Raw genomic sequence first — 26,796 nt, forward strand, 5'->3', positions numbered from 1 at the left:
CGGAGCCGGGACGAGGGTTTCGAGGCGGTCGGGGCCGCTCGCGGTGGCACGATCACCGACAGCGGGTCCGCGAGCATGAACGCGAGCTCCTCCATGCCGGAAGTCATGACGCCACCGGGACTTCCGAGGCGATGTATCTGCCGCTGGGCGGGCGGGTTTCGAGGAGGTGGAGCAGGGCCGGGACGACGGTTTCGGGCTCCGGGCGGTCGGAGATGTCTTCGCCGGGGAAGGCGGCCTGGTGCATGTCGGTGCGCATATCGCCGGGGTCGAAGCTGTAGACGCGCAGGTCCGGGTTTTCGGCGGCGAGGACATTGGTGAGTTGGTCCAGGGCCGCCTTGGAGGCTCCGTAGCCGCCCCAACCCTCGTATCCACCGATCGCGGCATCGGAGCTGACGTCCACCACCACACCGTCCGAGGCGCGCAGCGCGGGCCAGGCGAGTTGCAGAATCGCCAGGGGTGCAATCACATTGGTGGCGAAGACGGTCGCGAGTTCATCGAGCGGGTATCGATCCAAGGTCGGCAGCGGGCTCGGGCCGAGGGCGCTGGCATTGTTGAGCACCAGGTCCAATCCACCGTCGCCCACCGCCGCGGCGATCCGCTCCCGGACCGCCGGATCCGCGACATCACCCGCGATGGCCGCGACATCCCCCGCAATGCCAAGAGCGCGGGCCGCGGACCGGACTGTCTCCAGCCGATCCGCGCCCCGCGCCACAATGATCAATTCCCAATCTCTCTCGGCGAGCGCGAGCGCGACCGCTCGGCCGAAGCCCGCCGACGCCCCGGTGATCAGGGCTCGTTTGTTGTTTTCAGGCATACCGCCATCGTGAAACCTGAACTTCACTCGAGGTCAATGAATTTCTCCCGGAGCGAAGCTCAGGCGTTCTCCCGGGCGAAGCTGCGCGCGGCGATCACGACCAGCACCACCGTGACCGCCAATGTCACCGCCGTGCCGATGTAGACCTCGTGCGCCCCGAGGTCGCCGCGGAACAGTGCGCGGGCCGCATCCACGGTGTGCGAGAACGGATTCACCTTGCCGAGGTTCTGCAACCACTTCGGGCCGACCGTGAGCGGCAGCAGAATGCCCGACAGCAGCATGATCGGCACCGAGACCGAGTTCAGCAGCGAGGCCAGGGTGTCCTCCGAGCGCGCCCACAGGCCCAGCGCGTAGGACGCGGCCGCCAGGCCGCCGCCCATGACCGCGATCAGCAGCAGCGACAGCACCAGTCCGAGCGGGTCCGGCCGCAGCCCGAACGCCACGGTCGCCACCGCGACCAGCACGAGCGCCTGCACGGTCAGCACGGTCATGTCCTTGAGCACCCGACCCAGCAGCAGCGCGCCGCGCGGGGCGGGCGTAACCCGTTGCCGCTCGACCACTCCGGCCCGCCATTCGGCCACGATGCCGAAGCCGACGAACAGCGCGCCGAAGAGTCCGGTCTGGATGACCAGGGCCGGGGTGAGGATCTTCCACGGGTCAGCTCCCGGACCGAAGGATCCCGAGACGCCCTTCACCAGCGGCCCGAACAGCACCAGGTAGATGATCGGCTGCATCAGCCCGATGATCACCCACACCGGATTGCGCAGATTGGCCCGCAGCTGGGACCAGTAGATCAGTCCGGTATCGCGCAGGAATGTCATGACCGGTCTCCTTCCCGGAGCGAACGCCCGGTGAGCGTGAGGAATACATCGTCGAGGCTGGGCCGCTTGACGGTGAGCGCGCCGGGCGTGATGCCCTTGTCGCCGAGCGCCCGCAGCAGCGGAACCACCGCGGCATCACCGTGTTCCACGGTCAGATGCACGAGACTCGTTCCGGCACGGCCGCTCTCGTCGGTGCGCAGTTTGGAGCGCAGCTCGAGCACCTCGGACGCGATCTCCAGGGCCAGATCGGCGCTGGCGGAATCGATTTCGAGACTGATCACATCGCCGGAGATGCGCCGCTTGAGCTCATCGGGCGTGCCCTCCGCGACAATGGTGCCGTGATCCATCACCAGGATGCGGTCGCACAGCGCGTCGGCCTCCTCCAGGTAGTGGGTGGTGAGCACGATGGTCGTGCCCTCATCCCGCAGCCGGCGGATGTGATCCCACAGATTGGCGCGGCTCTGCGGGTCCAGTCCCGTGGTGGGTTCGTCGAGGTAGATGAGCGTCGGCCGATGCACCAGCCCGAGCGCGATATCCACGCGCCGCCGCTGCCCGCCGGACAGCTGCGAGCATTTGCGCCGCTCCAGCCCGTCGAACTCCAGGGCCTTGGCCAGCTCGGCCGCATTGGCCTTGGCCTCGGCCTTCGACAACCCGAAAAGCCGTGCCTGCAATACCAATTCGTCCTCGACCAGCTCGAGTTCATTGGTCGATCCGCCCTGCGGCACATACCCGATGCGCGAGCGCACGGTCCGCGCCTCGCCCCGCAGATCCGCCCCGACCACGGTCGCTTCCCCGGCCGTGGGCGAGAGCAGGGTCGAGATCATCCGCAGCGTGGTGGTCTTCCCCGCCCCGTTGGGCCCGAGCAGCCCGATGATCTCCCCGTAGTGCACGTCGAAGTCGATACCGGTGACCGCTTGCACGTCACCGGTTTTGGTCTTGAATGTCCGGGCCAGACCACGGACCCGGATCACCGGATCGGTGGGTTCACCACGAACGGGTGATGTCGTTTCCACGCCACAACGGTAGAAACAACCTCCCTATTAGTCAAGCTTGATTATTCAGATTTGATCGCCACCCGTGGCGTGTGGATCAGCTGACCGGAGGCGGACCACCCCAGGTGTCCGACCACACATCCAGCTCGCCGCTCTCGATCCGCGCCAGGGTCCGGCGCGACCACTCCAGATCCGCCCGAATGTGATCCGAGGTCAACCGAATTCCATCGGCCGCGTGGTGCGGGATCGCCACCCGGGGGTCTCCGCTCCCGGCCAGAATCCGCTCGGCCTCCCGGTCGTAGCGCACCAGGTCGGACTCGAACTTCAGGATGCGCGCCCGCAGGGCCGCCACGACTTCCTCGCGCGGCGCGGACGGAAACAACGCCACCGGTGCGACATACGGATGCTTCGGCGAGTCCGTGTCGTACAGCGCCTCGCGCAACATCTCACCGAACTGCTTCTCCCCCTCCGCCGTCAGCCGATACGTGGTGCGCTCCGGCCGGGCCCGCTCCTGCCCCACCCCCTCCACCGAGATGAGCCCGTCGCGTTGCAACGTCTTCAACGCGCCATAGACCGAACCTGGTTTGACGTTCGCCCAATCGTCGGCCTGCCAGGACAGCAGTTCGCGGCGAACGTCATAGCCGTGCACGGGTTGCAGCATGCGCACCACCGCCAGCACCAGCAATCGAGTTGTAGGGACAGCCATGCTCGCAGGTTAACTCCCCCGGAAACAACGATGGGCTCCCCACGGTCCGTGGGGAGCCCATCCGAGTCGCGACGACGCTCAGGCCGCTCGGCGCGATTGCTCCAAAGGCTTTGCCGCCGGGGTCTTTTCGACCTCGTTGAAGCCGGGGCGGCCGCTGCCGATGAAGGCCACCAGCCAGGAGGCGACCGCGGCGAAGCGGTTGCGGAAGCCGACCAGGTAGAACAGGTGCACGGCGAGCCAGGTCACCCAGGCCAGCATGCCGGTGAACTTCACCTTGTCATTGATCTTGGTGACGGCACTGAAGCGGCTGATCACCGCCATCGAGCCCTTGTCCCAGTAGACGAACGGGGTGGCGGCGGGCTTCTTACCGCGAATGATGTCGGCCACGTGGCGGCCCTCCTGCATGGCCACCGGCGACTGGCCGGGGTAGCCGTTGAGGAAGGTCATATCGCCGATGGCGAAGATGTCGGCGTGCCCGCCGACCGTGCAGTCCGGGTTGATCAATAGTCGTCCGGCGCGGTCGGTCTCGCAGCCGGTGGCCTCCGCCAGAATCTTGGCGAACTCACCGGCGGCCACACCCGCCGACCACACCACCGTCTCGGCGGCGATGCCGCGCTCCACGCCGTCCTTGCTCTTGACGGTGACCTTGCCCGGCTCGATATCGGTCACGAAGGTGTCGACCAGCACCTCGACGCCGCTCTTCTCGAGCGACTGCTTCGAATACTCCGACAGCCGCCCGCCGAAGGGCGGCAGCACGACACCCGCGCCCTCGACGAGAGTGACCGTATCCTCCAGGTGGAAGTACCTTTTCGCGAGTTCCTTCAACTGGCCCGCGACCTCGACACCGGTCGCGCCCGCGCCGACCACCACGAAGCTGAGCAGGCGGCGGCGGGTCTCCGGGTCGGCGGTCTTGGCCTGCTCGAAGACGCGCTCGATCTGCGCGCGCAGGCGGCGGGCGTCGTCGATGGTCTTGAGCGAGAACGTCTTGTCCGCGAAATCGTCACGGCCGAAATAGGACTGGCTGGCGCCGGTGGCGGCGATGAGCTTGCCGTACCGAATCTTGCGCGGCCCCTCGGGGGTTTCGTAGGTGAGGATCGCGTTGGGAGCGTCGATCGCGGTCACCTTGCCCAGACGCGCCTCACCGTTCTTGTGCTTGCGGAGGATGTTCTGAATCGGAGGAGCGATCTCGTCGGAGGCCAGCACACCCGTCGCTACCTGGTAGAGCAACGGCTGGAAAAGATGCTCGGGGGTACCCGAGATGAGGACGTAGCGAACTCCCGACTTGTTCAGCTGCTTCGCGGCGGCCAGCCCGCCGAAGCCCGATCCGACGATGACGACATCGGCGGTTTCGATCTCCGCCTCCAGGTTGTACATGACTGCTCCCTTCTGTCATGACTAACCGTGATTCGGAACGCGGTTGTTCCAGGGGTCAGGGCGCATAATCAAGATGACTCTTATCTACATTGATCATGAATTGGAGAGATGCCGTGGAGCTGCGCCAACTGGCCTACTTCGTGGCGGTCTGCGAGGAGCTGAGCTTCAGCCGGGCCGCGAGCCGCTGTTTCATCTCGCAGTCGGCCATCAGCCACCAGATCGCCAGGCTGGAGCGGGACCTTGGCGTGCACCTCTTCGAACGCTCGACACGATCGGTCGTCCCCACCGACGCGACCACCCGGCTACTTCCCCTTGCGAAGCAAATGCTGAGCCTGGAATCGGCCATTCGCGCAGCTGTACGGGCCTCCGGGCCGCGAATTCGCTTGGCGGCGAATATGAGTTTCGCAACAAGATCGCTCTCCGCCATCGCCGGAGCACGCGAGGCGCATCCCGGCGCGGAGATCGAATTCGTCATCAAGCCCTTCCGGCAGCGCATTCAGGCCGTGGCCGACGGGGACTGTGATCTTGCTCTCATCCGGGGCAGTGTGGACCAGCCGGGGCTGACCGTCGAACAGCTCTGGGTCGAGGATCCGGTCATCGCCACCTCGACCATGCACCCGCTCGTGCGGCGCGGCGGCGATGTCACCCTCGCGGAATTGGGGTCCTATCCGCTGCTGCTGCCGCCGGAGTCGGAACAGATCCTGCTCCACAATGTCGTGCGCGCCGCGTTCTCCGACCTTCCCACCGGACCGGTCTTCGGCCCGCCCATCCCGCCCGACCACACCGCCACCATGGAGCTCATCAACCGCCCGGACGCCTGGACCATCCTCTACGCCGACAGCCAGACCGAGGGCATCGCCACCCTCCGCCTCAGCGGCCACCCCCTGCGCATCCCGGTCTCGGCGGTGACCCGCAGCGAGGGCCGCACCTCCCCCATCGTCACCACCCTCTTGGCCGCTCTGCGCTCTTCCTGACAGAGCCTGTCCCGCGGCAGGCTTCGACCGGCGGGCTCAGACCAGGGCCGTGGCGACCGCCAGGTGCAGGCGCAGTTCCTCGGGTTCCTCGTCTTCGAGGGCCCAGACGATTTCCTCCATCGACCGCATGAACGCCCATGCCCGGGCGCGGTCGGGTGAGATCTCCAGCGCGGCGGCGGTGCGCTCGACGGCGGCGTGCGCGTGATCGGGTGTCGGATCGCTCTGTACCTGAATCATGATCAGGAATCCGGCATCGAACGCGGCCTCGCCGAGGTACGCCTTCGGATCGATGAGCAGCCACGGTTCGCGTTCGGCCGCAACGATATTGCCGAGGTGAGTGTCGCGGTTGACCACCAGCAGGGGGCCGTCCGGCACCGACAGCTCGGCGCATCGCTGCGCGGCGCGATCGCGGAGTCGCGTCGAAATCACCTCGGCGACCTCGGGTTCCGGGTTGAGGAACAGCCGCTCCCACTCGGCCACCATGCCCGCGGCCGTGGGCAATTCGGGAAACCCGTCCGGCACCGCGGTCGGCTCTCGCCGCAACCGCCGATACAACCGGCACGCCTGCTCGACCTTCGCGATGTGCTCCGGCCGCCCCTCCAGACTCGGAAATCCGGGCTGGTACAACAGTTCCGTGCCGGGTCGCGCCCACTCCAACAGCATCGCCCCACTGCTGGAATCGAATTCGAACAGCCGGACCGCGCCGTCGCCGTCATAGCAGTACAGCCCGGTCGGCTCGCCGCAGTTCTCCTCGTCGACGACCGGCACCTTGAGCACCGCCACCGACCCGTCGGCCCGCCGCACCGGCGCGACCCACGAATGCGTGCCACCTCCGAAGCTGTCGCCGATGACCTCCAACTCCCAAGCCCCGCACAGCTTCTCCACCAGTCCCGGCAGTGCCGCCAGCCAGCTCGGCCCGCGCTCCCCGAAATTCGTCGCAATGGTCTCGGCCACCTCCGGCGGCAATGAGATCGGCATCGGCCCAGCCTGCCCCAACCCGTCGCGCGCGGGCAAACACCGTCAGTCGGGCTGGGCGGTTTCGGGCACCGGCGTCTCGTGGACGGTGCGCCACAGGTAGGTCCGGCCGTCGGTCACCAGCACGGCCGTGACCGTGCGCTTGCCGGTCTTCGACTCGCCGATGCGGTTCTCCGCCACGAACCGGACCACGATCAGCTGTCCGCTGCGGGCGATCTCCTGGATCTCGGAGACCTCGATCTCCACCCCCGCCAACGCGTTTCGCGCCGACCAGATCCCGGCCAGGAAGGTCTCGCGATCCACCGCCTGCCCGGTCGTCACCACCGAGGTGAACTGCTCGTCCAGCGCACCGGAGATCCGGTCGAACACCTTCGGCAGCGCGTCGGTGCCCAACCATTCGGCCAGATCGAAATGCAGGGCCGACACCAGCTCACCCACCGTGATCTGGCCCGTCTCATCCGTCTTCTCACTGGCGACCGGCTCGACCCGCCCACGCCGAGGATCGAATCGCCCACGCACGGCCAATAGCGTGCCAGACTTCGACGACGGCGCGCATCGCCCGTCTCAGAAATGCGAAAACTCGCCAAGTCTGTTGATGCCCGACGCAACAACAGATTTGGCGAGTCGAGGGTAACTCACCGGGTACGGGCTAACCCGACCCGGCAAGATCCCCAAGTCGGCGACGCAACGTGAGTTGCGCCTGACCGGTCCGCAAAAGGCGCGGAGAGGCGGGTTAGCCCTTGTGAGCCTTCACGGCCTCGGTGAGCTGCGGGGCGACGTTGAACAGGTCGCCGACGATGCCGTAGTCGCTGATCTCGAAGATCGGGGCCTCTTCGTCCTTGTTGACGGCCACGATGGTCTTCGAGGTCTGCATGCCGGCGCGGTGCTGGATCGCGCCGGAGATGCCCAGGGCGATGTACAGCTGCGGGGAGACCGTCTTACCGGTCTGGCCGACCTGGAACTGGCCCGGGTAGTAGCCGGAGTCGACGGCGGCACGCGAAGCGCCGACGGCGGCACCGAGGGCGTCGGCCAGCGGCTCGACGACCTTGCCGAAGTTGTCGGCCGAACCGACACCGCGGCCACCGGAGACCACGATCGCGGCCTCGGTCAGCTCCGGACGGTCGCCGCCCACGATCGGCTCACGCGAGACGACCTTGGTGACGCCCTCTTCCTGCGCGGGCAGCTCGACGGCGACCTTCTCACCGGCGGCGGCCTGCGGCGCGGCCTCGATCGCACCCGGACGCACCGAGATGACCGGGACATCGCCGGTGGCCTTGGCATCCACGGTGAACGCGCCACCGAAGATGGAGTGCTGCACCGAGCCGTCACCGTTCACGGCGATGGCGTCGATGAGCAGACCGGAACCGATGCGGGCGGCCAGGCGACCCGACACCTCCTTGCCCTCCGCGGTGGCGGCGACCAGGATCGCGGCCGGGGCGGCGGACTCGGACAGACCGGCGAGGACGTCGACCTTGGGGGTCACCAGGAAGCCCTCGGCGGCGTCGCCCTCGGCGACGTAGATCTTTTCGGCGCCGGCCGCGGCCAGCGCGTCACCCAGCTTGTCGGCGGTGCCGGGGGCGGCGACCACGACGGCGGCCGGGGTGCCCAGCGCGCGAGCGGCGGTGAGCAGTTCGGTGGTGACCTTCTTGGGCGCACCCTCGGCGTGCTCGACGAGCACCAAAACTTCTGCCATTGTTTCTCTCTCCTGAAAGTCGTTGGGCCCGGGGCGCTTAGATGATCTTCTGGCCGACCAGGTAGGTGGCGATCTGGTTGCCGCCCTCGCCCTCGTCCACGATCTTCTCGCCAGCGGTGCGCGCAGGCTTCGGAGTCACGCCGGTCACCTGGGTGCCGGCGTTCGCAACGCCCACGGTCTCCGGGTCCACGCCCAGATCGGCCAGGGTGAAGGTCTGAACTTCCTTCTTCTTGGCGGCCATGATGCCCTTGAAGGACGGGAAGCGCGGCTCGTTGATCTTCTCGGTCACCGAGACGATGGCCGGGAGGGTGGCCTCGAGCTTGAACACGCCCTCGTCGGTCTCGCGCTCACCGGCAATGCGCTCACCGTCGACGGTCAGCTTGCGCAGGTGGGTCAGCTGCGGCAGGCCCAGGTACTCGGCGATGATGGCCGGAACCGCACCGGCCCGACCGTCGGTGGCCTCGTTGCCCGCGATGACCAGTTCGATGCCCTCGATCTGGCCCAGCGCCGCGGCCAGGATGTAGGCGGTCTGCACGGCGTCCGAGCCGTGGATGGCCGGGTCGTTGATGTGGATGGCCTTGTCCGCGCCCATCGACAGGGCCTTGCGGATGGCCTCGGTGGCCCGGTCGGGGCCCGCCGCCAAGACGGTGACCTCGCCGCCCTGCGCCTCCTTGATCAACAGCGCCTCCTCGACGGCGCGCTCGTTGATCTCATCGAGGATGGCGTCGGCGGCCTCGCGGTCGAGGGTGTAGTCACCGCTGGTCAGCTTGCGCTCGGACCAGGTGTCGGGAACCTGCTTGATCAGTACGACGATGTTCGGCATTGGTCTTCGTCGACCTCCTGTTCTGGTGGCACTGGGTGTGGCGGTCGCACGAGTTCGTCACGTACGTCCACAAGTAGCTCGTTCGGGAGATTACCCTACGTTAAGTTACTCGTGGGTAACTTAGAGTGTGAGTTTCCGCATCGGTCGATCCGGTCGCGGGTGTGATATGCGCAACCGCTAACGTCGGAGCAATGAGCGAGGCCGTGAGTCCTGTTGAAAACCCCACCGATCCCCTGCCTTTGACCGGTGAGCGGACCGTGCCCGGCATCGCCGAGGAGAACTACTGGTTCCGGCGGCACGAGATCGCGTATGTGCGGATGCTCGAGCAGTGCGCGGGCAAGGTCGTGCTGGAGGCGGGCAGCGGAGAAGGCTACGGGGCCAACATGATCGCGGACGTCGCGGCGCAGGTCATCGGGCTGGACTACGACGACAGCGCGGTCGCGCACGTGCGCGCGAAGTACCCGCGGGTGGAGATGATCCAGGGCAATTTGGCCGAGCTGCCGCTGGACGACGCGTCGGTGGACGTTGTGGTGAACTTCCAAGTGATCGAGCACCTTTGGGATCAGGCGCAGTTCCTTCGGGAGTGCCGGCGAGTGCTGCGGCCGGGCGGGAAGCTGTTGATCAGCACGCCGAACCGGATCACCTTCTCGCCGGGGCGCGACACCCCGCTCAACCCTTTCCATACGCGTGAGCTGAATGCCGCGGAGATGACCGAGCTGCTCGTCGAGGCCGGTTTCGGCGTGGAATTGATGGCGGGCATCTTCCACGGGCCCGAACTCGTGGCGCTGGACCGGAAATGGGGCGGGTCGATCATCGACGCCCAGATCGAGCGGGCGCTCGCGGGTGAGCCGTGGCCCGCCGATCTCGCCGCGGATGTGGCCGCCGTGCGCATCGACGATTTCGAACTGCTCGCCGACTCCGAGCGCGATATCGATGCCAGCCTGGATCTGGTCGCCATCGCGGTGAAGCCGTGAGCGACAAGGTTTCTCCGGTGCCGGGCCAGTTCACGCTGGTCCTGCACTCGCACCTGCCGTGGCTGGCGCATCACGGGCGGTGGCCGGTCGGCGAGGAGTGGCTGTACCAGTCGTGGGCGGCGTCGTATCTGCCGGTCGCGAAGGTATTGAGAACCCTTGCGGCCGAGGGGCGTTCGCATCTGCTGAGCCTGGGCATCACGCCGGTGCTGGCGGCGCAGCTGGATGACCCGCACTGCCTGAAGGGCATGCATCACTGGCTGGGCAACTGGCGCTTGCGCGCGGACGAGGCGTCCATGGCGGGCAATACCGCCCTCGGCGGGCACGAACACCGGCTCGCCAGTGCGGCTTTGGACGATTTCGAGACGCGCTGGCGGCACGGGGCCTCGCCGGTGTGGCGGGAGCTCATCGACGCCGAGGCCATCGAACTGCTGGGCGGGCCGCTGTCGCATCCGTTCCAGCCGCTGCTGGACGCGCGCCTGCGGGAGTTCGAGCTCGTCGAGGGGCTGGCCGACGCGCAGGCGCGGTGGGGGCACACCCCCGCCGGGATCTGGGCTCCCGAGTGCGGATTCACGCCGGGGATGGAACAGACCTATAGCAAGGTCGGCATCACGCACTTCATGGTCGACGGTCCCGCGCTGCGCGGCGACACGACGCTCGGGCGACCCGTGTGGGATTCGGACGTGGTGGCTTTCGGCCGCGATCTGACGGTCAGCTACCGCGTCTGGTCGCCGAAATCCGGCTACCCGGGGCAGGCCTACTACCGTGATTTCCATCACTATGATCACGCCACCGGGCTCAAGCCCGCACGGGTCACGGGCAAGACCGTCGCCGGGCCCGACAAGGCCCCTTACGATCCCGAGCTCGCGGCGGCGGCCGTCGAGAAGGACGTCGCGGATTTCGTGGCGACCGTGCGCGAACGGTTGATCTCGGAGTCGGCGCGCATCGGCCGTCCGGCGCTGGTGGTGGCCGCGTTCGACACCGAATTGTTCGGGCACTGGTGGCACGAGGGTCCGCAGTGGCTCGAACAGGTGCTGCGCGCGCTGCCCGAGGCGGGGGTCACCGTCGGCACGCTGGCCGACGCGCGGGCCCGCGGCTACGTGGGCGAACACGTCGAATTGGCCGATTCCTCGTGGGGTTCGGGCAAGGACTGGCGGGTGTGGGCCGGGGATCAGGTCGCGGATCTGGTCGAGCTCAATGCCGAGGTGGTGCGGCTCGCGCTCGACACCCTCGACAAGATGCGCGTCGACGCGGGATCACTCGAGAAAAATAGGTACGGGTTGCGTGACACCGTCGCCGATCAACTGCTGCGCGAGGCGATTCTCGCCGTCTCCAGCGACTGGGCGTTCATGGTGTCCAAGGATTCCGCGGCCGGATACGCCCGCGACCGCGCCCACGAACACGCCCACGCGGTCCGCGAGATCGCGGCGGCGGTGGCCGCCGGGCAACTCGCCAAAGCGGGGCAGTTGGCGGCAGGATGGTACGCGGCCGACGGACTCTTCCCCGCGCTCGACGCGCGCAGGCTCGGCCCCGCTTCAGAAGGACCCGCATGAAGATCTTGATGGTGTCGTGGGAGTACCCACCCGTCGTCGTCGGTGGGCTGGGCCGCCACGTCCATCACCTGGCCGTCGAATTGGCCGCGGCCGGGCACGAAGTGGTCGTGCTGGCGCGCCGCCCGATGGGCACCGACGCCACCACCCACCCGACCCACTCGTTCATCGAGGAGGGGGTGCTGGTGGTGGCGGTCGCCGAGGATCCGCCCGCCTTCGACTTCGGCGAGGACATGCTGGCCTGGACGCTGGCCATGGGACACGCCATGGTTCGTGCCGGAATCGCGTTGGACAAGCCGGGCATCGGCGAGGGGTGGACGCCGGATGTGGTGCACGCCCACGACTGGCTGGTCGCGCACCCGGCCATCACCCTGGCCGAGTATTACGACGTGCCTTTGGTTTCCACCATTCACGCCACCGAGGCGGGGCGGCACAGCGGCTGGGTCTCGGGCCGGGTGAATCGGCAGGTGCATTCGGTCGAGTGGTGGCTGGCGCACGAATCCGACGCGCTCATCACGTGTTCGGAGTCCATGAAGGACGAGGTGCACCGGCTGTACGGGGCCGAGCGGGTGCCGATGACGGTGATCCGCAATGGCATCGACGTGGGTGCGTGGACCTTCCGTGAGCGCGCCCCGCGCTCGGGGCCGCCGCGACTGCTGTATGTCGGCCGGCTCGAATACGAGAAGGGCATCCAGGACGCGATCGCCGCCTTGCCGCGCATCCGGAAGCTGCACCCGGGCACCACGTTGACCATCGCCGGTGTCGGCACCCAATTCGATTGGCTGCGTGAGCGTGCCCGCGCGCATCGGGTGGCGCGGGCGGTCAATTTCGTCGGCAAGCTCGACCACACCGATCTGCTGGGTTGGCTGCACAGCGCCGACGCCATCGTGCTGCCCAGCCGCTACGAGCCCTTCGGCATCGTGGCCCTCGAGGCCGCCGCCGCGGGCACCCCGCTCATCACCTCCACGGCGGGCGGCCTCGGCGATCTCGTCACCGACGGTGTCACCGGCGCGTCCTTCGAACCCGCCGACGTGAACGGCGTTGTGGACGCGGTGATCTCGGTCCTCGACGACCCGGCCGCCGCCCAGGACCGCGCCTGGTCCGCCCGCGAACGCTTGACCGCCGATTTCGCTTGGGATGTGGTGGCGCAGGAAACCGCACTGGTCTACCAGGCGGCCAAGCGTCGCGTCCGGACGCCGCTGGGCCGTCCGGTCATCTCGGAACGCCCACTGCCGGAACGGGATCCGAACCAGCCGTACTGAGCGCCACACACCGGATCCGTCGGGATTCGCCAGGGACACCCTTTTGTCCTGAATTAGAACGTGTTCTAATTCAGGGATGGTGTCCCTGGTTCACGGCCATGCCGACCCGGCCTTTCGGTCCGTGCGCGAGATCTTCGAGGCGAGCTTCGCCGATGGTCAGAATCTCGGCGCGGGCGTCGCCGTCTTCGTGGACGGGCGTGCGGTGGTGGACCTTTGGGGCGGCATCGCCAATGCGAAGACCGGCCGCGCCTGGGAGCGGGACACCCTGTGCGTGAGCTTCTCCTCCACCAAGGCCGTCACGGCCACCGCCGCGCTACGGGTGGCCACCGATCACGGCATCTCGGTGGAGAAGCCGGTGGCGGATTGGTGGCCCGAATACGCACGCGCCGACAAGGATTCGACGACGCTGGCCGATTTCCTGACCCACAGCGCGGGACTGCCGGTCCTGGATCGGCCGGTCTCCGCGGCGGAGGCCGCCGAACCGGGACTCGTCGCCGGGCTGCTCGCCGCCCAGTCGCCCCTGTGGGAGCCGGGCACTCGCCACGGTTACCACGCCCTCACCTACGGCTGGCTGCTCGGCGAATTCATCGGCCGTCATACCGATTCCACGGTCGGTGACTACGTCCGTCGGGAGCTGGGACCGGACCTGCACATCGATGTTCCCGCCGAGCTGCTGGAAAGGGTTGCGCGCCTGACCTTTCCCGCTCCCGGTGAGCGGGAGTGGACCGGCGACCCCGACCCCATCTCCCCCGAATCGGTGCGCCGCATGGCTCGGGCCTTCCGCGATCCCGAGTCCCTCATTCTGCGCTCGACCGCCAATCCCCGTGCCGCGTACAACGATCCGGAAGTGCTCACCGGCGGCTGGCCCGCCACCGGCCTGGTCACCACGGCCCGCGCCCTCGCCGCCCACTACCGCGATCTGCTCGCTGGTGACCTGCTGCCCCGGCCGGTTCTGACCGACGCGATCCGCGAACGAGTCCGGGGCACCGACGAGGTCCTGGGTTCCACCTCCGCCTACGGACTCGGCTACGCCCTGCCCTCCGAGAACATGCTCGTCCCGGCCGTCGCCCGCCGCACGGCCTTCGGCCACCCCGGTGCGGGCGGCTCGATCGGCCTGGCCGACCCTCACCACCGCGTGGCCTTCGCTTTCATTCCCAACCTGCGCCGCGACTGGCTCGCCGGCGACCGCCGCGCGTACCGACTCCTCGAAGCCGTCTACGCCGCGCTGTAACCGTCAGTTGAAGGGGCAACCCGGATTCGGTGCGTCCTCGGACAGTGGGCTACCGGCGGGCAGCACGTAGAGCACATCGAGAATCTGGGGTTCCGTCCCCTCATTCCGCTCGAGGTGAATGTTCCCCATCCCGGCCCGCTCCACGAACGCCGCACCCGGTCCGCCGGTCTGATCGATCGCGCAATCCGACCCGTAATGGCTGATCTGCCCCTGCCGCACATAGGCGTACAGCGTTCCGTCGTGATAGTGCCATCCCGTGGAACCGCCCGGGGCGACGGTGATTTCACGCAGGATGTAGTCGGTGCCGCCAATGGTGGTCTGCGACAGGATTACCGCGGAAACCCCTTCCGGCGGCGTCGCATGGGCGGTCGCACCGACCGCTCCCACCAGCGCGATGGATGCCACACCTGTCACGACCGCTCGAAACCGGTAAGTCACCCGGCCCACGGTATCGCACACAGCCAATCCGCGTGCGCCAGCAGCTCGACGTCGCACCCGGAGGGCAGCGACAGCAGCAGCCCGCCCGCCGAAGTTCCGACAGGTAGCGAAATTCCGCAGGAGCCGAGGTAGCTGAGGAGCATCGTCGTGCGCAGCACGGCGGCATTCGCGCCGTCATAGGCGGCGGGGTCGCGGAGGTCGGCCAGATGCGGCGGCGGACGGCGCACGGTGGGACACAGCAGGGTCGCACCCTCGAGTTCGGCGGCGAACTGCTCGCGTAAGGCGCTCATCCGGGCGTAGACGGGAGCAATGGAATCCGCAGTGCTCGAGTTGCTTTCGAGTCGTCGCCGGGTGGCGGATTCGATCGGCAGGCTGGAGTCGAGACGGTGGCGATGCAGCAGGTACGCCTCCGCGCCCACGATGGTGCCCGCGCGATCCATGAGCGCCTGGGCGGCATGCAGCGACTCCAGGCGTCGAACCCGGATATCGGCTCCGGCACTGCGGATTTCGGCGAGCGCGGCCGCGAAATCGGCGGCGATACCGGGCGCGAGGTCCGCGGTCCATTCCCCCTCCGGCACGACGAATCGCCGCGGCGAGAGCTGTTCCTCGCGTCGGGCAGGCGCGAAAACCCGGTCGAGAGCGATGATGTCGTGCACCTCGGTGGCGAAGATGCCGACGCTGTCGAGCGTGGCGGACAGCGGAGCGAAGTCGTTCGGGCCGTATCGCCCGGGGCTGGCTCGATAGCCGATGACTCCGCAGTAGGCGGCGGGCACCCGGACCGACCCGGAGGTGTCGGTACCGACCGCCAGCGGGACGATGCCGCGCGCCACGGCCACCGCGGACCCCGAGGAGGAGCCGCCCGGAATCGACAGCGGATCAATGGGATTGGCGGGCGTCCCGAAGTGGGAGTTGATCCCGAGACCGGAGAAGGCGAATTCGCTCAGGTTGGTCTTGCCGATGGTGACCAATCCGGCGTCGTGGGCACGCCGAACCAGGCGGCCGTCCACCGCCGCTGGCGCGTCGTGCTGGTGGGCGGCCGAACCACTGGTCGTGACCGTGCCCTGGACATCGAAGACGTCCTTCCACGCGATCGGGATCCCGTCGAGCGGACCGCGCCGGGCGTCGCGCAGGCGGCGGCGATCGGCGGCATCGGCCTGATAGCGGGCCCGCTCGGCGGTGACGGTGAGCAGCACCGCGGCCGAATCCGGTTGCCGCGCACGGTCGATGGCGGCGGCGACCAGCCGGGCGGAGGTGGTCTCGCCCGCCGCGAGCGCCCGAGACATGGCGGTGACAGTGGTCATGGGCTCGACGCTACCGCTCGATATTCCCGTCTCGATATGGATGAAGCTCCATTGAAGGCGGCAAATAATGTGTGATCATCCATTTCGACCGGGCCGTCCCCTTGGGTTCACTGGCATCCATGACAGTGTTGAGCTATCCGGAGCCGGTCACCGTGCCGGCCAGGCAGGCGAGAGCGGTGACCCTGCGCGCCGGGCAGAGCGTGCGGATCACCGACGTCGCCGGCGGCCAGGTCGGTGATGTGTTCGCCTACAACGCCGATGACCTCAGCGAGCATCACAGCGCCGCGCACACCCGCACCCACACCGCGCGACTGTTCCCGGCGCTCGGGGAATCGTTCGTGACCAACCGCCGCCGGCCGATTCTGACCTATACGGCCGATACCTCCCCGGGCGTGCACGACATGCTGATCGCCGCCTGCGATCCGGAACGCTATGCCGCGTACGGGGATCCGGGGCACGCCAATTGCGCCGACAACCTGCGCCGGGCCGTGACGGAGCTGGGATACGCCGCGCCGCTGTTCGTTCCGCAGCCGATCAATGTGTTCATGCGCATTCCGGTGGCCGACGACCAGACGCTGAGCTGGCTCGAGGCCGCCACCGCACCCGGCGACAGCATCGACTTCCGGGCCGAAATGGACTGCCTGATAGTCGTTTCCGCCTGCCCGCAAGACCACAACCCGATCAATGGGGCCCGGCCGACGCCGCTGGCCCTGACCATCCTTCCAGCCAGCAGCGAGGAGAACCGCCGATGACCACCACCGAACTCGCCCACCCCGCGCTCGAGCCCTTCGCGCTCGCCACGCTCGAGCTGCGCAACCGCTTCGCCGTGGCGCCGATGACCAGGATCTCGGCCACCCCGGACGGCACACCCACCGAGCAGATGGCCGCGTACTACCGGGATTACGCGACCGGCGGATTCGGTCTCGTCATCACCGAGGGCATCTATCCGGATGCCGCGCACAGCCAGGGCTATTTCAACCAGCCCGGGCTGGTCACCGCGGCCCACATCGCGGGCTGGCGCGCCGTCGTCGACGCCGTGCACGCGGCCGGAGCGCCGATCGTCGCGCAACTCATGCACGCCGGCGCCATCTCCCAGGGCAATGCGCGCGGATTCGAGACCATCGGGCCCTCGGCGGTACGGCCGCGCGGTCGGATGATGGTCGACTACGGCGGTGTCGGCGGCGCCTGGAACGCACCCCGGGAGATGACCGCGGCCGATATCGACCAGGTCGTGGGCGGGTTCGTGGCGGCAGCCGAAAACGCGCGCGCGGCCGGGTTCGACGGTGTCGAGATCCACGCGGCGAACGGCTATCTCCTCGATCAGTTCCTGACCGACTACACCAACGAGCGCACCGACGAATACGGCGGTTCGGTGGAGAACCGCATCCGGCTCACCGCCCGGGTGCTGCACGCGATTCGAGCGGCCGTGGGTGACTTCCCCGTCGGAGTGCGGTTGTCGCAGACCAAGGTCAACGACTTCACCTATCGCTGGCCCGGCGGCGAGGCCGACGCGCGCGTCATCTTCGCGGCCTTGACCGAGGCGAGCTACCTGCACATCGCCAGCGAGGGCCGCGATTTCCTGGAGACCGCGAAACTCCCGAGCGGCACGACAGTCACCCAGCTGGCCCGGGAGGTGTCGGGCCGTCCGGTCATCGCCAATGGCGGCATGCACAATCTGCCCCAGGCCGCCGATGTGCTGACCGGCGGGCACGCCGACGTGCTGTCGCTGGGCACGGGCGCACTCGCCAATCCGGATCTGCCGCGCCGGGTCGAGGCCGGGGCCCCGCTGGCACCGTTCGATCATGAGATGCTGCACCCCATGGCGACTTTGGATTGCACCGCGGCCTGGCGCGAGCGCACCGGCGCATGAGCGCATCGTGGACCCGCGGCGCGGCCGCGGTGGCGACGCTGACCTTCGACGTGGACGCGGAGACGCCCATCTTCGCCGAGGGTCGGCGCTACGCCGAACATCCGATGGTGATGTCGCACCAGACCTACGGACCCGACGTGGGGGTACCGCGCATCCTCGACCTGCTCGACGAGATGGGCGTTCCCGCAACGTTCTTCGTGCCCGGCTGGGTCGCCGAGCACCGCCCGGGGCTGGCCGCGTCCATCGTCGAACGCGGGCACGAGGTCGCACACCACTCCTACAGTCACCGCCCGCCCACCTCGCTGCCCGCCGGTGCCGAGCGCGCCGATTTCGAACGCGCCCTGCGGGTTTTCCAGGCGCAGGGCATCGAGATCGCCGGGCACCGGGCCGCCATGTGGAGCGCCAGCCGTGAAACACCCTCCCTGATCGCGGAATTCGGCCTGTCCTACGACTCCTCGCTGATGGGCGACGATCGGCCCTATCACCTGGAAACCCCGCACGGCCCGGTGGTGGAACTGCCCGTGCACTGGTCGCTGGACGATTGGGAGCAGTACGCGTACCTGCCCGCGCCGCACATCGGCTCGGTCATCGAGTCGCCGGTCAAGGTGGAGGAGATGTGGCGGGCCGAACTCGATGGCATGCGGCACTACGGGTGCCTGTTCAACGTGTGCATGCATCCGTTCCTGACCGGTCGCCCGGGCCGAATGCTGGCCCTGCGCAAGCTGATCGCCTACGCCCAGGATCTCGGCGACGTCACCTTCGCCCGCTGCCGGGACGTGGCGGATTGGGCGAGGGGCGACACCGGCACCCCGGTCAGGCCGCTGCCGACCTACGACCTGGACGCGGCCGTCTATCCGGAATGAGCGGACGCGGCGGGACCGCCCGGTTCCGCCGCCAGCGCCAGGTACAGGTCGACCGTGTCTTCGAGACGGCCGACGTTGCGGCCGGTCAGCTCGGCGATCCGGGCCATGCGATTGCGCAGGGTGTTGACGTGCACGTGCAGGGCGGACGCGGTGACCGCCCACTGACCGTCATGCGCCAGGAAGGTCCGCAGGGTGTGCTCGAGGTCGGTGTGGGCCCGGGCGTCGTGCTCGCGGACCGCGCCCAGCACCTGTTCGGAAAACCGTTGCCGCACCGGCTCGTCGAGCAGGCCGAGCAGCATCCGGAAGGTCGCGATCTCGGCGAAGACGGCGGTGTCGGGGCCGGGCTGCGCCCGCAACACCTGGCACACCTCGCGGGCGCGGACCAGCGATTCCCGCAACCCGCCGGCCGTGGCGATATCACCGACGCCGATCACGACCCGGTGCGCGGGGCCCCGCCTGCCGACCTCGGCGGACAGGTCGCGGGCGAAGCGCGCCAACTCCTCGGCCGAGCGCTCCCACAGGCAGATCGACACCACGTCCCGGCTGCCCGCCGCGGTGAACACCGGGATGCCGTGCGTCGCGAAGAACGCGCCGACCGCATGGGCGATGTCCGCAGGCGGGATATCGGCGTCGGGTCCGGCCGCCGGCGCGGACACCAGCACACCCAGTGGCCGGTCCGGTGGGACACCGTAGGCGCGCAGCCGGCGGATCACCTCACCGCCGCTGCGCGGCCCGGACAGGATCATCTCCAGCAGTTCCGCGGCGAACCGCGCCTCGATCGCGTGCACGGCCTGCTGTTTGGTGACCTCGAGGCTCAGGAAGCGCGCCGCCTGCGCGAGCGCCTCGCGGTCGGCCGCCGACAGTGCCGCCGCCGGTTCCAGACAGTAGAGCCCGGCGTCGATCTCCCCCATCGCGCCCTCCACCAGGTACAGCACCGCCGGCCCGCGCCCCAGCAGATCGACCTCCAGCGGCGGGGGCACGCGATTGAGCGCGGCCGCGGCCAGCCGGACCTGCTCGTCGGTGGGCTCGCATCCGATACTGGCCAGCCGACGCCCCTTGCGGTCCACCACGAGCAGCGGCAATTCCGTTTCCCCGCGCAGGATTTCCAGGACACCCGCCGCGCCGCTGCCCCGGGACAGCGCGGTCGCCAGCGCGTCGCCCCGGTGCACGGTCGCGGTCAATTCCGCCTGCAGCACCTCGTTCTGGATGCGGGCGGCGGCACGGGTGAGCGCGGCGAAGGGCACGCCGATGCACAGCTCGATCAGTGGCAGCCGATGGGAAAGACACAGCGCGGCAAGCTCTTCCGGCAGTGACGGGGTTTGCGCCGTGAGCCCGAAGACCAGCCCCGCCGCACCGGCCCGCGCGAGCGCGGCCACGAATCGGTCCGCGGGCACCTGCGACAGCCACAGCCCGTTGGACAGCACGAGTTCGCCGGGCCGAACGTAGGGCGAGGGGTCGGCGAGCTCGGTGGTATGCAGCCAATGAATCTCCGCGTCCAGGGATTCGGCGAGTTCCGGCGTCACCACACGCAACCCGAGCGCCGTATCCGCGACAAGGCGATTGATCGTCAACACCTAGCGAAACCTACACGGCCAATGGGAAGGTGATGGATGAACATCCATCAGTCGGCCAATTTCTTCAGCGCCTTCTGGACGGTGAGGAACGTACGGGTGGTGATGTCCTTGCCGAGGGTTTTCTCCACGACGGCCATGAACCCCGTGGTGCTGGGATTGGTGTTGTCGATGATCGACAGCAGCGCTCCGGCTTCGGGATCGAAGCGGACTATGCGGACGGTGTTGGTGTCGTCGTCGGGGAATCGCGGGAGGGTTTCGGGGGTTTCGCGGACGAAGGTGACGGTCAGGTAGGTCTCGCGGCAGTGGGTCAGGCCCGCGAAGGGGTCGGAGTCGACCAGGGATTGGAGTTGGGCTCGGGTGCGGATCAATGTGCCACCCGGGATGCCCAGTTCGGAATTCAGCGCCTTCTGGATTTTGGATTCCAGGGCCGCGACCTTGGAGTCCTTGGCCTGGAAGGTGACGTTGCCGCTGGAGAGAAGGGTGCTCACCTTTTCGAAGCCCAGGCCCTCGAAGACGCCGCGGAGTTTCTCGTTGCGCATGTTGGGGTTGCTGGGCATGATCCCGCGCAGGAAGGCGGCGTAGCTGTGCATGGGCCGAACCTACCCGCGCGGGCGGACAGAATCAGGAAGCGGCGACGCCGTTCTTCTTGCGTTCGATGTCGGCGAGGGCGGCCAGGTGGGCGGCGCGTTTCTCGGCGGCGGAGTCCCAGGCGTCCTTGCGGTTCTTGACGACCTTGGCGGGAGCGCCGACGGCGATGGAGTAATCGGGGATGTCGCCCTTGACCACGGCGTGGGCGCCGAGCACGCAGCCGCGACCCACCCGGGTGGAGCGCAGGACGGTGACCTTGGCGGCGATCCAGGTGTCGGGGCCGATGCGGACCGGGGATTTCACGATGCCCTGGTCTTTGATGGGCATATTGATGTCGTCGGTGACGTGGTCGAAGTCGCAGATGTAGCACCAGTCGGCGACCAGGGTGGATTCGCCGATCTCGATATCGAGATAGGTGTTGACGACATTGTCCTTGCCGAACACCACCTTGTCGCCGATGCGCAGCGAACCCTCGTGGCAGCGAATGGCATTGCCGTCGCCGATGTGCACCCAGCGGCCGATCTCGAGCCGGCCCAACTCGGGGGTGGCGTGAATCTCGACATTGCGACCCAGGAACACCATGCCGCGCAACACCACATGCGGGTTGGCCAGCTTGAACTTGGCGAGTCGGTAGTAGCGCACCAGATACCAGGGCGTGTACGCGCGATTGGCGATGACCCATTTCAGCGATGCGGGCGTGAGGAACCGGGCCTGCTCCGGATCCCGGCGGCGCGAACCCCGCCAACGCGAGCGCAGCGGTGCGCCCCACATGCTCGTCACGAACTACTCCCTGTGTTCACCGGTCGTTTCAACGAGGGTATCCGTCCCCGTCGCAAGCCTTGAAAGTAGGCTGTGCTCCGGCTGAAGCGGCCCGGGGTAAATCTACAGACTTCCGTACTGGCAGAAGGGACACCAGCAGGTGCGAAACGGCAGGCGGCAGACCGGACGGGAACGACGCGTGCGCACGGGCGCCAAGGTGCTGGCTACCGCCGCCGCCGGACTATTCACCCTGACCGCGTGTTCGTACGGCAGCACGACCGTCGACAATATCGGCGTCGGACCGGGCAAGGGCTGGCCGCTGGCCTTTCGCGACGCCCACAACAGCGGGTCCAGCCCGGTGACCGGGTCGCGCAAGCTGGCACTGAATTGGTCTCGGCCGGTGGGCGGTCCGGTCGCGCAGCCGGTCATGGTGAGCGCCGACGGGCAGCTGTACGTCACCACCCGCATTCCGGGCTGCAACAGTGTCTCGTTCCAGATGCCGACCGGGCGCAAACGCTTCTGCAACACCATGGGCCCCAGCGCCATCTACGGCGGCTCCGCGGTGGACGGCAGCGGCAATGTGTATATCGGCGACGACGGCGCGGTGTACTCCTTCAACAATCTCGGGCAGCCCCGCTTCCGGACGCCCGCGGCCGGGACCCCGGTGTCGGTGCAGTTCACCGGCGACGGAAATGTCTTGTCGGTGACGCAGTCCGGGCAGATCGATGTGATGTCGCGGCAGACCGGCGATCGCCAGGTCCCGACCTTCCAGCTGCTCGGCGAGCCCGACTTCCTCGCCAACCCGTCGCTGAATCGGCCGCCGGACGGGCAGGGCCTGGAGGACTGCGCGGTCGGCGGGCCGCAGTGCCCGGTCGCGAATGTGTCTGCGGTGGACCAGAAGTCGGGACGCTTCTACGCGACCCTGTGGAAGCCGGGCGAGGGACAGGCCGCGCTGGTCGCGCTCACCTACAACGGCAAGGACGTACACGTCGACTGGGACGCGCGGATGCTCGACGAGGGCAGCGCCACCAGCCCGGCGCTGTCGGCGGACGGGTCCACGGTGTACGTGGGCGACAATACGAACCGGTTGATGGCCGTGGACGCCGCCACCGGGAAGACCAAATGGGTTCAGGACCTTGGTTTTCCGGCGCGCGGCGGGATCTCGGTGTCGGACGGTCTGTTGATCCCCGCGGGCGACGACGGTCATCTCGTCGCCCTGCGCGACAAGGGTGACAGCGCCGAGATCGCCTGGGAGCGCAAGGATCTGGAGCTGCGCGGGCGGCCGGTACAGACCGCGGGCGGCACCGGCTACACGGTCGCGCCGATCGGGGACAAGCTGACGCTGGTCACCTTCGACACGCGCTCGGGAGCGACGGTGCAGTCGAACGATCTGCCCGGCGCGGAGGGCACGACCGTCGGCACGGCGGTGGGCGACAAGGGCGAGGTCGTCGTCACCACCCGCATCGGCGAACTGTTCGTCTTCAAACCCGAGACGTAGCCGTCGGCAGCGGGATCAGCGCAAGGTCCGCGCGAAGGCGTCGACGTTCGCCGAGACCCGTTGCAGCAGGACCATCAGGGTGCGGTAGTCGTCGTCGGTGAGGCCCTCGGTGGCGGCCCTGCGTTGAATCTGGATGCGCTCGAACAGTTTCGCGTGCGCGTCCACGCCCTCGGGGGTCAGGGCGTAGGTTCCGGCGTCGTCCACCTCGACCCAGCCACGGGCGATGAGCACGCCGACATACGGTGCGGCCGTGGGGTCTTGGGCGTTCAGGAACGGCGACAGCGCGACGTCTAGAGCGGGCGCGTCGAGCGGGCCGCCGGAGAGCGTGTGGGTGATCTGCCAGTGGCGGCGCTGCAGGCCTTCCGTGGCGAGCAGGGCGACGAAGTTGTCCTCCAAGGTCTTGTCTATGTGTTTGAACCAGTAGCCCATCGGCTTGGGGGTCTCGGCCATGAGTGTCTCCAATCAGTTGTCACATTACATATAAATGTACTTTAGCAAGTAGTTGTACAATGACAAGGGTGAAGGACAACGACCCCGCGATCGTCGCCATCGAGCGCGCCATGGTGGCCATCCGACGCAGCCAAACCCGCCGGGCGCTCAACAAGTTCGCGGCCCGCGCGGGCGGGCCGGCCGTCGATCCGACCGTGTTCGGCGTACTGGACGCGGTCGAGGCACGCGACGGCGAGACCACGGTCAGCGATATCGCCACCGCGCTCGGCGTGGATCAGCCGCGCGCGAGTCGACTGGTGGCGCGGGCGGTCGCCGAGGGACTCCTGGAACGACGCGCCGATCAAGACGACGCACGACGGATACACCTGCACCTGACCGCCGCCGCCCGCACCGCGCTCGGCCGCGCGCACGCCAATCGTCAGGCCGTCTTCGAGGACGCCACGGCAACCTGGACGGACCGCGACCGAACCGAATTCGCCCGCCTGCTCACCAAATTCGTCGCCGACTTCGAGGCCACCACGGCCCGCGACTGAACTTCGCCACCGCGAGACCGCCCGTCAGGTGTTGTCGGGGCGCACGGAATCGAGAACGGTCGCCGCGCGCGTGAGCATGTCCATCAGGGACGCCAATTCGGCCGCGGTGAATTCGGCGGCCAGGGCGCGCTCCACCGGTACCGCGCGAGAGTCCGCCTCGCGCATGACTTTTCGGCCCGCGTCGGTGAGGCGGGTCTCGAGGACATTGCGATGCCAGGCGTGCGGGGTGCGCTCGATGAGGCCGCGATCGCGGAGATTGCCCAGGACGGTGTTCATGGTCGGCGCGGTGACGCCGCAGCGGCGAGCCAGTTCGGCGGCGGAAATGCCCGGATTCTCGCTGAGGACATAGAGGGCCGCGTACTGGGGAATGGTGACGCCCGCGGGCTTGAGCGCGGCGTTCTTCGCGCCCATGAGGGCCTGCTCGGCACGCTTGATGAAGGTTCCCAGGCGCTCTTCGACCGGCATCGACGTCACCCGAGCATGATAGCTCATTCAGTTGTTCGAATATTGACGACCATTAGAGTTCTAATCTATCTTCGTCCTCGCACACGCCGTCCCAAAGGAGCACACCCATGACCCACCCGGTCATCCCCGAGAAGTACACCGACCTGCTCACCCGCCCGCTGTTCGCGCACTTGGCGACACTGAATCCCGATGGGACGCCGCAGGTCACACCCATCTGGCAGCTCTGGGACGGCGAGTTCCTGCGCTTCACCACGACCACCACCCGGGCCAAACACCGCAACACCTCCCGCGATCCCCACGTGGCGGTGAGCATCAACGACCCCGAGGCCCCCTACCGCTACCTGGAGGTACGCGGCGTGATCGAGCGCATCGACGCGGACCCGCAGGGCGAATTCTTCGACGTCCTGGCCCAGCGCTACGGCCTCGCCTACGAGAAGCCGGTCGGCGACCACCCGGACCGCGTCGTGCTCGTCATGCGCCCGACGCGCGTCACCTACCAGGGCTGAACCAGGCCAGCGCCGATTTCGGGGGCGTGACCGTTCGCGGGTGGATGCCGTAGCGTCCCGTCCGGTGCGGCACAGTATCGACGCTACGGCGAGTTCGACGAATCCCGCCCTGGCGAACACGGTTTCCGGGCATATGGTGCGAATCGTGCTGGATGCCGCGGTGCGATCCGGCATCTCCGAGGCCGAGGCACTGCGAGTGGGGAATCTGGACCCGACACTGCTGTCCGACTACCGGATCCGGATTCCCTCGGCGAGCCAGTACCGGCTGTGGACGCTGATCCATCACGCCGTCGGCGACGAGTCGGGCGTGCGGGCCGCCGAGCTGGCCGAGCACGGGCGGTTGGACGTCTGGGACTACCTCTTCGGCTGTGCGCCGAATGTGGCCGAGGGATTTCACGACTGGTCCCGGTACGCCACCGCGGTCTGCGATCCGGCGTTGCGGGTGGAGGTCACCGAGCACGGTTCCGCGCTGACGGTCGATCTGCACGGCACCAACTACGGCGAAACCCGCACTGTCATCAATGAATTCGGGATCACCCTGGGCGTGCAGCGGGCACTGAGCGCCTTCGGCGACGCCGCCATCCCGGTGCGTGTGGACTTCGGGCATCGGGCACCGCGTCACCATCGGTATCTCCAGGATGCCCTGCGCACCACGGCGGTCCATTTCGACCAGCAGGGCGACCGCATCCACTACCGGATCGCGGGCGCGCGCGCCGACCGCCCGTACGATCCGACGCTGCGCCGCATCCTGCGCACCGCCGCGCAACACGCCATCGACGAGGCGCGGCCGGTGCCCGGATGGCTCGAATCCTTCCGCGCCACAGTGCGTATCGAGATGGAGCGGACGAGCGGGGCGCGGCTCGACGCCGTCGCCGCGCGGATGGGTTTGGGCGGCCGGACCCTGCAACGCCGTCTCGCCGATGCGGGCACCTCGTGGAGCGCGGAGCTCGCGTCGGTCCGGCGGGAACAGGTCACGGCACTGCTGCGCGACACCACGCTGACCGTGCACACGATCGCGCTGCGCACCGGCTACAGCGATGCTCGTGCGCTGAGCCGCGCCTTCGCTTCCTGGACCGGGTCGACGCCGGACGGCTATCGGCGCTCGCGCAGGAGCACGTAGCCGACCTGGCCACCCCAGAGGGTGAGCGTGTCGAACGCGATCCGTTCCGCGATTCCCGCCCCGAGCCCGAAATGGCCCGGCTCGAAGAGGAATACACCACCGATCAGCGAGATCACCGCCGCCGACACGGTGCCGCCGGCCAGGACGCGTCGTCTGCGGACCACCTCCGGCAGGACCAGTGCCATCCCCGCCAACTGCAGCAGCCATTGCAGCAGCGCGATCGTGTCGTGCACCTGGCCCCGGGTATCCCAGGGCGCCAAGCCGATTCCCGAGATCCCCAGCCCGGCGACGGCCAGCAGGACACAGCCGACCCGAAAGACACGACCGCCCGATACCGCCGCCCAGCCCAGCGCACCGGCGAAGGTCAGCAGCCCGGTGAGCACGAACATCACGTTCTGCGCCACGTGATCGGGCGAGCACACCGACCGCGAAACCCCGTCGCGATCGGTGTATTCGCCGCAGCGGGTGATGCCCAAATCGCTGATGTAGTTGTGCGACACGCTGTATCCCCCGGGCCAGCTGTGAGCGACGATCAGCGACACCGGGAAATACAGCAGCGTCAACAGCCAGCAGACCGCGGCGAGCCTGCGCGACCCCGCGCGATCGGACCGCGCCGGGCTCGATTCCACGGCCGAGGTGGACATG

Annotated in this window: 29 protein-coding genes; 12 read left to right on the top strand and 17 right to left on the bottom strand. The window is 68.2% G+C overall.

Going from position 1 to position 26,796, the window contains the following annotated elements; genetic code table 11:
- Positions 1-103 precede the first annotated feature (103 nt).
- The 5 genes from VMT65_RS16505 to VMT65_RS16525 all read right to left on the bottom strand — a co-directional run bounded on the left by VMT65_RS16505 (position 104) and on the right by VMT65_RS16525 (position 4,707).
- Entirely contained in the window at positions 104-814 is a 711-nt protein-coding gene (locus tag VMT65_RS16505) for an SDR family NAD(P)-dependent oxidoreductase (RefSeq protein WP_326309075.1), read from the bottom strand.
- A gap of 59 nt (positions 815-873) precedes the next feature.
- The gene (locus VMT65_RS16510; RefSeq protein ID WP_326309076.1) at positions 874-1,635 is read right to left on the bottom strand and encodes an ABC transporter permease; all 762 of its coding nucleotides are present in this window, start codon (positions 1,633-1,635) and stop codon (positions 874-876) included.
- The gene (locus VMT65_RS16515) at positions 1,632-2,648 is read right to left on the bottom strand and encodes an ATP-binding cassette domain-containing protein (RefSeq protein WP_326309077.1); all 1,017 of its coding nucleotides are present in this window, start codon (positions 2,646-2,648) and stop codon (positions 1,632-1,634) included. Before VMT65_RS16515 ends, VMT65_RS16510 begins: the two co-directional genes overlap by 4 nt.
- 76 nt (positions 2,649-2,724) lie before the next feature.
- On the bottom strand, positions 2,725-3,333 hold the full coding sequence (locus tag VMT65_RS16520; RefSeq protein ID WP_326309078.1) for a PadR family transcriptional regulator: 609 nt from the start codon (positions 3,331-3,333) through the stop codon (positions 2,725-2,727).
- A gap of 78 nt (positions 3,334-3,411) precedes the next feature.
- Positions 3,412-4,707: an NAD(P)/FAD-dependent oxidoreductase gene (locus tag VMT65_RS16525; RefSeq protein WP_326309079.1), complete on the bottom strand. Its 1,296-nt coding sequence runs from the start codon at positions 4,705-4,707 to the stop codon at positions 3,412-3,414.
- Between the two features lie 113 nt (positions 4,708-4,820).
- Here VMT65_RS16525 and VMT65_RS16530 point away from each other — a divergent pair, with 113 nt between their 5' ends.
- Positions 4,821-5,681: a LysR family transcriptional regulator gene (locus tag VMT65_RS16530; RefSeq protein ID WP_442790258.1), complete on the top strand. Its 861-nt coding sequence runs from the start codon at positions 4,821-4,823 to the stop codon at positions 5,679-5,681.
- Between the two features lie 36 nt (positions 5,682-5,717).
- On the opposite strand, the gene VMT65_RS16535 is transcribed toward VMT65_RS16530, so the two are convergent.
- The 4 genes from VMT65_RS16535 to VMT65_RS16550 form a co-directional block, all read right to left on the bottom strand.
- Positions 5,718-6,659 carry an aminoglycoside phosphotransferase family protein gene (locus tag VMT65_RS16535; protein WP_326309081.1) on the bottom strand — a complete coding sequence of 314 codons (942 nt, stop codon included), beginning with the start codon at positions 6,657-6,659 and terminating at the stop codon, positions 5,718-5,720.
- Between the two features lie 42 nt (positions 6,660-6,701).
- The gene (locus VMT65_RS16540; RefSeq protein ID WP_326309082.1) at positions 6,702-7,175 is read right to left on the bottom strand and encodes a hypothetical protein; all 474 of its coding nucleotides are present in this window, start codon (positions 7,173-7,175) and stop codon (positions 6,702-6,704) included.
- Between the two features lie 214 nt (positions 7,176-7,389).
- Complete coding sequence (locus tag VMT65_RS16545; RefSeq protein WP_326309083.1) at positions 7,390-8,349, bottom strand: electron transfer flavoprotein subunit alpha/FixB family protein; 960 nt, start codon at positions 8,347-8,349, stop codon at positions 7,390-7,392.
- 37 nt (positions 8,350-8,386) lie between these two features.
- Positions 8,387-9,172 (bottom strand): electron transfer flavoprotein subunit beta/FixA family protein, encoded by a 786-nt coding sequence (locus VMT65_RS16550; protein WP_326309084.1) that lies wholly within the window; start codon positions 9,170-9,172, stop codon positions 8,387-8,389.
- Between the two features lie 191 nt (positions 9,173-9,363).
- Between VMT65_RS16550 and VMT65_RS16555 the strand changes: the two genes are divergently transcribed.
- The 4 genes from VMT65_RS16555 to VMT65_RS16570 all read left to right on the top strand — a co-directional run bounded on the left by VMT65_RS16555 (position 9,364) and on the right by VMT65_RS16570 (position 14,186).
- Entirely contained in the window at positions 9,364-10,146 is a 783-nt protein-coding gene (locus VMT65_RS16555) for a class I SAM-dependent methyltransferase (RefSeq protein WP_326309085.1), read from the top strand.
- The gene (locus VMT65_RS16560) at positions 10,143-11,696 is read left to right on the top strand and encodes a glycoside hydrolase family 57 protein (protein ID WP_326309086.1); all 1,554 of its coding nucleotides are present in this window, start codon (positions 10,143-10,145) and stop codon (positions 11,694-11,696) included. The genes VMT65_RS16555 and VMT65_RS16560 overlap by 4 nt, the downstream gene beginning before the upstream one ends.
- Positions 11,693-12,955 (top strand): glycosyltransferase family 4 protein, encoded by a 1,263-nt coding sequence (locus VMT65_RS16565; RefSeq protein ID WP_326309087.1) that lies wholly within the window; start codon positions 11,693-11,695, stop codon positions 12,953-12,955. Before VMT65_RS16560 ends, VMT65_RS16565 begins: the two co-directional genes overlap by 4 nt.
- Before the next feature lie 76 nt (positions 12,956-13,031).
- Positions 13,032-14,186 carry a serine hydrolase domain-containing protein gene (locus tag VMT65_RS16570; RefSeq protein ID WP_326309088.1) on the top strand — a complete coding sequence of 385 codons (1,155 nt, stop codon included), beginning with the start codon at positions 13,032-13,034 and terminating at the stop codon, positions 14,184-14,186.
- Between the two features lie 3 nt (positions 14,187-14,189).
- Here VMT65_RS16570 and VMT65_RS16575 read toward each other — a convergent pair whose 3' ends face one another.
- Together VMT65_RS16575 and VMT65_RS16580 are read right to left on the bottom strand one after the other, a co-directional pair.
- Positions 14,190-14,600 carry a cupin domain-containing protein gene (locus VMT65_RS16575; protein WP_326309089.1) on the bottom strand — a complete coding sequence of 137 codons (411 nt, stop codon included), beginning with the start codon at positions 14,598-14,600 and terminating at the stop codon, positions 14,190-14,192.
- Between the two features lie 20 nt (positions 14,601-14,620).
- Positions 14,621-15,925: an amidase family protein gene (locus tag VMT65_RS16580; protein ID WP_326309090.1), complete on the bottom strand. Its 1,305-nt coding sequence runs from the start codon at positions 15,923-15,925 to the stop codon at positions 14,621-14,623.
- Between the two features lie 119 nt (positions 15,926-16,044).
- Between VMT65_RS16580 and VMT65_RS16585 the strand changes: the two genes are divergently transcribed.
- From VMT65_RS16585 to VMT65_RS16595, 3 genes are read left to right on the top strand one after another with little or no spacing between them, the layout of a single operon-like run.
- Positions 16,045-16,677 carry an urea carboxylase-associated family protein gene (locus tag VMT65_RS16585; protein ID WP_326309091.1) on the top strand — a complete coding sequence of 211 codons (633 nt, stop codon included), beginning with the start codon at positions 16,045-16,047 and terminating at the stop codon, positions 16,675-16,677.
- Positions 16,674-17,795 carry an NADH:flavin oxidoreductase gene (locus VMT65_RS16590; protein WP_326309092.1) on the top strand — a complete coding sequence of 374 codons (1,122 nt, stop codon included), beginning with the start codon at positions 16,674-16,676 and terminating at the stop codon, positions 17,793-17,795. Before VMT65_RS16585 ends, VMT65_RS16590 begins: the two co-directional genes overlap by 4 nt.
- On the top strand, positions 17,792-18,658 hold the full coding sequence (locus tag VMT65_RS16595) for a polysaccharide deacetylase family protein (protein ID WP_326309093.1): 867 nt from the start codon (positions 17,792-17,794) through the stop codon (positions 18,656-18,658). Before VMT65_RS16590 ends, VMT65_RS16595 begins: the two co-directional genes overlap by 4 nt.
- On the opposite strand, the gene VMT65_RS16600 is transcribed toward VMT65_RS16595, so the two are convergent.
- Genes VMT65_RS16600 through VMT65_RS16610 form a run of 3 tightly spaced genes read right to left on the bottom strand, consistent with a single transcriptional unit; the run spans position 18,646 to position 21,591 of the window.
- The gene (locus VMT65_RS16600) at positions 18,646-20,232 is read right to left on the bottom strand and encodes a helix-turn-helix domain-containing protein (RefSeq protein WP_326309094.1); all 1,587 of its coding nucleotides are present in this window, start codon (positions 20,230-20,232) and stop codon (positions 18,646-18,648) included. The genes VMT65_RS16595 and VMT65_RS16600 overlap by 13 nt on opposite strands.
- Positions 20,233-20,279: 47 nt before the next feature.
- Positions 20,280-20,822: a DUF1697 domain-containing protein gene (locus tag VMT65_RS16605; RefSeq protein WP_326309095.1), complete on the bottom strand. Its 543-nt coding sequence runs from the start codon at positions 20,820-20,822 to the stop codon at positions 20,280-20,282.
- A gap of 31 nt (positions 20,823-20,853) precedes the next feature.
- Entirely contained in the window at positions 20,854-21,591 is a 738-nt protein-coding gene (locus VMT65_RS16610; RefSeq protein ID WP_326309203.1) for an acyltransferase, read from the bottom strand.
- A gap of 187 nt (positions 21,592-21,778) precedes the next feature.
- Between VMT65_RS16610 and VMT65_RS16615 the strand changes: the two genes are divergently transcribed.
- A complete protein-coding gene (locus VMT65_RS16615; protein WP_326309096.1) occupies positions 21,779-23,077 on the top strand; it encodes an outer membrane protein assembly factor BamB family protein in 1,299 nt (432 codons plus the stop codon).
- A gap of 15 nt (positions 23,078-23,092) precedes the next feature.
- On the opposite strand, the gene VMT65_RS16620 is transcribed toward VMT65_RS16615, so the two are convergent.
- Positions 23,093-23,527, bottom strand: a complete 435-nt coding sequence (locus VMT65_RS16620) for a MarR family winged helix-turn-helix transcriptional regulator (RefSeq protein ID WP_326309097.1) — start codon at positions 23,525-23,527, stop codon at positions 23,093-23,095.
- A 68-nt stretch (positions 23,528-23,595) separates the two neighbouring features.
- Here VMT65_RS16620 and VMT65_RS16625 point away from each other — a divergent pair, with 68 nt between their 5' ends.
- Positions 23,596-24,060, top strand: a complete 465-nt coding sequence (locus VMT65_RS16625; protein WP_326309098.1) for a MarR family winged helix-turn-helix transcriptional regulator — start codon at positions 23,596-23,598, stop codon at positions 24,058-24,060.
- A gap of 24 nt (positions 24,061-24,084) precedes the next feature.
- Here the strand turns inward: VMT65_RS16625 and VMT65_RS16630 are convergent, their stop codons facing one another.
- Entirely contained in the window at positions 24,085-24,525 is a 441-nt protein-coding gene (locus VMT65_RS16630; protein WP_326309204.1) for a MarR family winged helix-turn-helix transcriptional regulator, read from the bottom strand.
- 107 nt (positions 24,526-24,632) lie between these two features.
- Here VMT65_RS16630 and VMT65_RS16635 point away from each other — a divergent pair, with 107 nt between their 5' ends.
- Positions 24,633-25,031 (top strand): PPOX class F420-dependent oxidoreductase, encoded by a 399-nt coding sequence (locus tag VMT65_RS16635; protein WP_326309099.1) that lies wholly within the window; start codon positions 24,633-24,635, stop codon positions 25,029-25,031.
- A gap of 64 nt (positions 25,032-25,095) precedes the next feature.
- Positions 25,096-26,151, top strand: coding sequence for a helix-turn-helix domain-containing protein (locus VMT65_RS16640; RefSeq protein ID WP_326309100.1), 1,056 nt, complete (start codon positions 25,096-25,098; stop codon positions 26,149-26,151).
- On the opposite strand, the gene VMT65_RS16645 is transcribed toward VMT65_RS16640, so the two are convergent.
- Positions 26,124-26,795 (bottom strand): DUF998 domain-containing protein, encoded by a 672-nt coding sequence (locus tag VMT65_RS16645; RefSeq protein WP_326309101.1) that lies wholly within the window; start codon positions 26,793-26,795, stop codon positions 26,124-26,126. The genes VMT65_RS16640 and VMT65_RS16645 overlap by 28 nt on opposite strands.
- Position 26,796: the final 1 nt, after the last annotated feature.

It is taken from the genome of Nocardia sp. CDC153, from assembly GCF_035818515.1.
GTDB lineage: Bacteria > Actinomycetota > Actinomycetes > Mycobacteriales > Mycobacteriaceae > Nocardia.

Excerpts from the sequence above, each read along its gene's own strand:
- VMT65_RS16505 (WP_326309075.1), bottom strand. The coding sequence starts at position 814 with ATGCCTGAAAACAACAAACGAGCCCTGATCACCGGGGCGTCGGCGGGC.
- VMT65_RS16510 (WP_326309076.1), bottom strand. The coding sequence starts at position 1,635 with ATGACATTCCTGCGCGATACCGGACTGATCTACTGGTCCCAGCTGCGG.
- VMT65_RS16520 (WP_326309078.1), bottom strand. The coding sequence starts at position 3,333 with ATGGCTGTCCCTACAACTCGATTGCTGGTGCTGGCGGTGGTGCGCATG.
- VMT65_RS16525 (WP_326309079.1), bottom strand. The coding sequence starts at position 4,707 with ATGTACAACCTGGAGGCGGAGATCGAAACCGCCGATGTCGTCATCGTC.
- VMT65_RS16535 (WP_326309081.1), bottom strand. The coding sequence starts at position 6,659 with ATGCCGATCTCATTGCCGCCGGAGGTGGCCGAGACCATTGCGACGAAT.
- VMT65_RS16545 (WP_326309083.1), bottom strand. The coding sequence starts at position 8,349 with ATGGCAGAAGTTTTGGTGCTCGTCGAGCACGCCGAGGGTGCGCCCAAG.
- VMT65_RS16550 (WP_326309084.1), bottom strand. The coding sequence starts at position 9,172 with ATGCCGAACATCGTCGTACTGATCAAGCAGGTTCCCGACACCTGGTCC.
- VMT65_RS16555 (WP_326309085.1), top strand. The coding sequence starts at position 9,364 with ATGAGCGAGGCCGTGAGTCCTGTTGAAAACCCCACCGATCCCCTGCCT.
- VMT65_RS16565 (WP_326309087.1), top strand. The coding sequence starts at position 11,693 with ATGAAGATCTTGATGGTGTCGTGGGAGTACCCACCCGTCGTCGTCGGT.
- VMT65_RS16570 (WP_326309088.1), top strand. The coding sequence starts at position 13,032 with ATGGTGTCCCTGGTTCACGGCCATGCCGACCCGGCCTTTCGGTCCGTG.
- VMT65_RS16580 (WP_326309090.1), bottom strand. The coding sequence starts at position 15,925 with ATGACCACTGTCACCGCCATGTCTCGGGCGCTCGCGGCGGGCGAGACC.
- VMT65_RS16585 (WP_326309091.1), top strand. The coding sequence starts at position 16,045 with ATGACAGTGTTGAGCTATCCGGAGCCGGTCACCGTGCCGGCCAGGCAG.
- VMT65_RS16590 (WP_326309092.1), top strand. The coding sequence starts at position 16,674 with ATGACCACCACCGAACTCGCCCACCCCGCGCTCGAGCCCTTCGCGCTC.
- VMT65_RS16595 (WP_326309093.1), top strand. The coding sequence starts at position 17,792 with ATGAGCGCATCGTGGACCCGCGGCGCGGCCGCGGTGGCGACGCTGACC.
- VMT65_RS16605 (WP_326309095.1), bottom strand. The coding sequence starts at position 20,822 with ATGCACAGCTACGCCGCCTTCCTGCGCGGGATCATGCCCAGCAACCCC.
- VMT65_RS16610 (WP_326309203.1), bottom strand. The coding sequence starts at position 21,591 with ATGTGGGGCGCACCGCTGCGCTCGCGTTGGCGGGGTTCGCGCCGCCGG.
- VMT65_RS16620 (WP_326309097.1), bottom strand. The coding sequence starts at position 23,527 with ATGGCCGAGACCCCCAAGCCGATGGGCTACTGGTTCAAACACATAGAC.
- VMT65_RS16630 (WP_326309204.1), bottom strand. The coding sequence starts at position 24,525 with ATGCCGGTCGAAGAGCGCCTGGGAACCTTCATCAAGCGTGCCGAGCAG.
- VMT65_RS16635 (WP_326309099.1), top strand. The coding sequence starts at position 24,633 with ATGACCCACCCGGTCATCCCCGAGAAGTACACCGACCTGCTCACCCGC.
- VMT65_RS16645 (WP_326309101.1), bottom strand. The coding sequence starts at position 26,795 with ATGTCCACCTCGGCCGTGGAATCGAGCCCGGCGCGGTCCGATCGCGCG.